The following is a 4883-nucleotide window of genomic DNA, read 5'->3' as shown; positions in this document are numbered from 1 at the left end:
TCAAACAAGACAAACCAATAACCGTAGATTTCATTTCATTCTCCTTTTTTGGGCAAACGCATTAAATATTTAACAGCATTGCTGTTTTTTTTATGGGAATTATTTTAATTCAGAATGAATGTGATTAATAGCTAAAGTACCACCTATTTTTAATAGATTAAAGTGGCGGTTTGCTTTATATTCATTTAATAACTGGCACGGTTCATCTAATGGCTCGTCAGCTAATTCAAATGCTCCCCAATGAATAGCTATGGCTGAATGGCATTGTAATTCATCGTACAGTTGAACAGCTTGCTTGGGGTCAATATGCTGTGATTTCATATACCAACGTGGCGCATAAGCACCAATAGGTATTAATGCCAAATCAATTGAAGGAAAACGCCTAGCAATCTCTTTTAATTCAACACAATAGCTAGTATCCCCCATAAAATAGACTGTTTTTGTTTGATTAGCAATCTTAGATTGGATCATCCAACCACACCATAATGCTTTATTCACATCAAACAATCCTCGATTGCTCCAGTGTACAGCTGGGGTAGCAGAAAAAGTAAGCCCATCAATAGTTTTACAATCCCACCAATCTAATTCAATAGTGTTCTTAGCCCCCCACTTTAGTAATGTTCTTTTTAAACCAAGCGGAACCATAATGACAACATGAGGGAAACGAGCCAATAATTGCTGAATACTTTGAGAATCAAGATGATCATAATGGTTATGTGAAATAACAATAAAATCAATCTGCGGCAATTGTTCAATATCTAAAGCTGGCGGTGTTCGCCGTTTAGGTCCTATGAATTGCGAAGGTGAAGCCCGCTTAGAAAAGATAGGATCAGTTAAAATCATCTTACCGTTTAAACGAATCAATGTTGTTGAGTGGCCAATCCACCAAACTCTATCATCAGGTAAACTGAGATTGATTGGCTCAAACCATGTTTGGTTAAAAGTATGATAACCTGCTTTAGGTGGTAATACTTTACGCTTAAAACGCCAACGTAAAAACTCGCCAATTTTAATTTTAAAAGATGCATCATGCTTAAACCCTTTAGCAGTATGATGTTTTTTTTGAACCGTTAAATCTTGTTTTTGATTCGCCATCCTGATAGCCTTCTTTGACAATCAATTTAGTTTAGTAATTTGCTGTACGTTCAATAATTACAGCAACATTCCGAGCATTCGCTATTGCTGTTGGTTTAGATACTTTAACTTTCAACCAATAAACAGAAAATTGTTTAATAATCATTTCAGCGACTCGCTCTGCTACACATTCAATCAGCTCAAATTTTGAAGATTGAATAAAGTGTGTTATCGTTTGGCTAACCTTAAAATAGTCTAAACAAAGCGATACATTATCGCTTTCGCCAGCAGGTTTATTATTCCATGCCATTTCAAGATCAAGAACTAGCTTCTGCTTGATGGTCTTTTCCCAATCATAGACGCCGATGGTTGTTAGAACAGTTAATCCTTCAATCAGTACCCTATCTTTGCTGTATGTATTCATACCCGATTCCAAATGCCTAATTACATTAAATAGAGATTACCGAATCTTGTTAAATTACGCTATAATTTATTTTAAATAATACTAAATATCCGTAATTATGACTCGAATTTTTCAACCTTTTATTATTGAGCAAAATAGCCTTATTACCTTGGATGATAATGCGTTTAACCACCTTATTCGTGTATTAAGAATGAAGGTCGGTGAAAAAATTATCTTATTTGATGGATCTAATCATATTACCCCTGCAATTATTCATGAAGTCAATAAAAAATCGGTTACAGTCAAAACAGCTTCGTCCGTTTTAGATAATCGCGAATCGCCATTAGAGATCCATTTGGGGCAAGTGATATCACGCGGCGAAAAAATGGAATTTACTATTCAGAAATCGGTTGAGTTAGGTATCAGTAGTATAACGCCACTACTTTCTGAACGTTGTGGAGTTAAGCTCGATATCGAAAGATTAGATAAAAAAACACAACAGTGGCAAAAAATTGTGATTTCAGCTTGTGAACAGTGTGGACGCAATATAATTCCTGAAATCAAACCCGTCATAAAATTAGAAAGCTGGTGTGCAAGTTTAACGGAAGGATTAAGGCTCAATTTACACCCTAAAGCTAAACACGGCATAAAACAATTAGCCAATGAGCATAAAAAAATTTATTTATTAATTGGGCCAGAAGGTGGATTGTCTGACAATGAAATTAGCATGACGCATGACTATCATTTTACAGATATTTTACTCGGACCAAGAGTGTTACGGACAGAAACCGCTGCACTCACAGCGCTTACCGCATTACAAGTGCACTTAGGCGATCTTGGATAAACACAGCAGAATATAGCCGATAAGTAATGATTACTTTGCAACTGGCTTAGTAACGAGTATGATAACAGCAAGCATTATTTTGGGTATTGCCATTAAGCCTTGACAAAGCGCTTCAAGTAATACCTATATTTTAATATAAAAACCCAATTGAATAGATAAAATCAGTAAGGAGTCATTATGATAAAACTGGGCATTGTAATGGACCCAATTAGTCATATCAAAATAAAAAAAGACACCAGTTTTGCCATGTTACTTGAGGCACAAAAGCGAGGGTATCAACTTTTTTATATGGAAATGAATGATCTCTTCTTACGCAATGGTGAAGCTTATGCGACAACACGGACATTAACTGTTTATAATGATGATCACCATTGGTTCGATATGAACAATGAACAAACCATACCCTTAAGTGATCTTGATGTAATATTAATGCGTAAAGATCCCCCATTTGATACCGAATTTATTTATGCAACCTATATTCTAGAACGTGCTGAGGCAAAAGGCGTATTAGTAGTAAATAAGCCTAAAAGTTTACGTGATTGTAACGAAAAATTGTTTACTGCATGGTTTGCAAAATTTACGCCTGAAACATTGGTTACTCGTCAAACTCAACAAATTAAATCCTTCTATCAAGAGCATAACGATATCATTTTAAAGCCACTTGACGGTATGGGTGGAGCATCAATTTTTAGAATTAAAGCTGACGATCCAAATGTGTCGGTTATCATTGAAACCTTAACTGAGCACAACTCACGTTACTGCATGGCTCAAACTTACATACCAGCGATAACAGACGGGGATAAACGTGTTTTGGTTGTCGATGGTGAACCTGTACCTTATTGTTTAGCAAGAATTCCACAAAAAGGGGAAACTCGAGGTAACCTTGCCGCAGGTGGGCACGGAGAAGTAAGAGCATTAAGTGAAAGTGATTGGCATATTGCCAAAAGTATTGCCCCAATGTTAAAAGAAAAAGGCTTACTATTTGTTGGTTTAGATATTATTGGCGATAAGCTAACTGAAATTAACGTAACAAGTCCCACTTGTGTTCGTGAAATTGAGGCAAAAAACCCAAATCTTTCCATTACAGGTATGTTGATAGATGCCATTGAACGTCGATTAAATAAGTAGAGCAAAAAATGATTAGAGAATATAAAACAGCAGATTTAGATAAAGTCATGGCTATATGGCTAGAAGGTAATGAACAAGCACATCGTTTTATTGATCCTCAATTTTTCAAACAAAATTATGAATTAGTAAAAATGCTCATTCCTATGTCGACATTATATGTTCAAGATCTTGATGGAGTAAAAGGTTTTATTGGCATAACTGAAAATTATATTTCAGGTTTATTTGTTGATGAGGCTTTTCGCCGACAAGGGACAGGTAAAGCACTCGTTGAAAAAGCAAAACAACGCCATAATGAACTGCTAGTGCATGTTTATAAAAAAAATATCGCAGCGATTGATTTTTTTCTTTCTCAGGATTTTAATATTGTATCAGAATCAATCAACGAAGAAACTGGAGAGCCTGAGCTATTAATGCGCTGTAATGTTGAGCATAAAGTTAAAATTGGTAAATGCGCGTTATAAACTACTAAAAATGTGAACATATGAATTTAAAAAATCATTTTATCATCGCTATGCCAACGATAAGCGACCCAACATTTAGTCGCTCGGTTATCTACATTTGTGAGCATAACCGCGATGGTGCTATGGGTATCACCATTAATAAACCGATATTAGAACTTAATGTATCAACAGTACTGACACGTTTAGATATAACAGCAAGCAAAAATTGTGCTGAACTGGAACAGCCCGTTTTCGCTGGTGGTCCTATTGCTGAGGAACAAGGATTTATTTTGCACACGCCACAGCAAGGTTTTTCATCAAGCATACAAATTTCTGACGATGTGATGATTACAACGTCTCTTGATTTATTAAAAACTATCGGTTCTCCTAAACAGCCAAAAGATATATTGCTCGCACTAGGTTATACCAGCTGGCAATCGCTACAACTCGAAGAAGAAGTAGCACGAAACAATTGGTTAGTTGCCGATACAGATCCTAAAATTATTTTTGAACTTGCCATCAATGAACGTTGGCAAAAAGCAGCAGAATCGCTCGGCATTAATATGAATACTATTTCACACCAAATGGGAAATGCATAACCAATGGCAACGATTATCGCATTTGATTTTGGCACAGCAAGTATTGGTGCAGCTATTGGCCAAGATATCACTAAAACAGCTAGCCCTTTATGCTCATTTAAGGCACGCGATGGCATTCCTAACTGGCAAACAATCGAAAAGGTCTTAAACGAGTGGAAACCCGATTTTTTAGTAGTCGGGTTGCCTTTAAATATGGATGGCACAGAGCAACCGCTCACCGCCCGAGCACGTAAATTTGCTAACCGTTTACATGGTATGTTTGGTTATCAAGTCCATTTACAAGATGAACGATTATCAACCGTTGAAGCTAAATCACATATTTTTGCTTCTCGCGGTTATCGGGCACTTGAAAAAGGTCATGTAGATGCGACTTCCGCAATCATTATTTTAGAAAG

Annotated in this window: 7 protein-coding genes; 5 read left to right on the top strand and 2 right to left on the bottom strand. The window is 36.3% G+C overall.

Going from position 1 to position 4883, the window contains the following annotated elements; genetic code table 11:
• Positions 1–99 precede the first annotated feature (99 nt).
• Both A9G30_RS09515 and folB read right to left on the bottom strand, forming a co-directional pair.
• Positions 100–1095 (bottom strand): MBL fold metallo-hydrolase, encoded by a 996-nt coding sequence (locus A9G30_RS09515; protein WP_065588796.1) that lies wholly within the window; start codon positions 1093–1095, stop codon positions 100–102.
• Between the two features lie 31 nt (positions 1096–1126).
• Complete coding sequence (gene folB / locus A9G30_RS09510; RefSeq protein ID WP_065588795.1) at positions 1127–1498, bottom strand: dihydroneopterin aldolase; 372 nt, start codon at positions 1496–1498, stop codon at positions 1127–1129.
• 97 nt (positions 1499–1595) lie between these two features.
• Between folB and rsmE the strand changes: the two genes are divergently transcribed.
• The 5 genes from rsmE to ruvX all read left to right on the top strand — a co-directional run.
• Entirely contained in the window at positions 1596–2321 is a 726-nt protein-coding gene (gene rsmE / locus A9G30_RS09505) for a 16S rRNA (uracil(1498)-N(3))-methyltransferase (protein WP_065588794.1), read from the top strand.
• A 177-nt stretch (positions 2322–2498) separates the two neighbouring features.
• On the top strand, positions 2499–3449 hold the full coding sequence (gshB, locus tag A9G30_RS09500) for a glutathione synthase (protein ID WP_065582995.1): 951 nt from the start codon (positions 2499–2501) through the stop codon (positions 3447–3449).
• Between the two features lie 8 nt (positions 3450–3457).
• Entirely contained in the window at positions 3458–3910 is a 453-nt protein-coding gene (locus A9G30_RS09495) for a GNAT family N-acetyltransferase (protein WP_065582996.1), read from the top strand.
• A 20-nt stretch (positions 3911–3930) separates the two neighbouring features.
• Positions 3931–4488 carry a YqgE/AlgH family protein gene (locus A9G30_RS09490; RefSeq protein WP_065582997.1) on the top strand — a complete coding sequence of 186 codons (558 nt, stop codon included), beginning with the start codon at positions 3931–3933 and terminating at the stop codon, positions 4486–4488.
• 3 nt (positions 4489–4491) lie between these two features.
• A partial coding sequence (gene ruvX, locus A9G30_RS09485) for a Holliday junction resolvase RuvX (RefSeq protein WP_065588793.1) occupies positions 4492–4883 on the top strand: 392 nt, incomplete at its 3' end.

It is taken from the genome of Gilliamella sp. Fer4-1 (genome assembly GCF_001690515.1).
GTDB lineage: Bacteria > Pseudomonadota > Gammaproteobacteria > Enterobacterales > Orbaceae > Gilliamella > Gilliamella apicola_C.
This window is presented reverse-complemented; position numbering and strand designations above follow the sequence as displayed.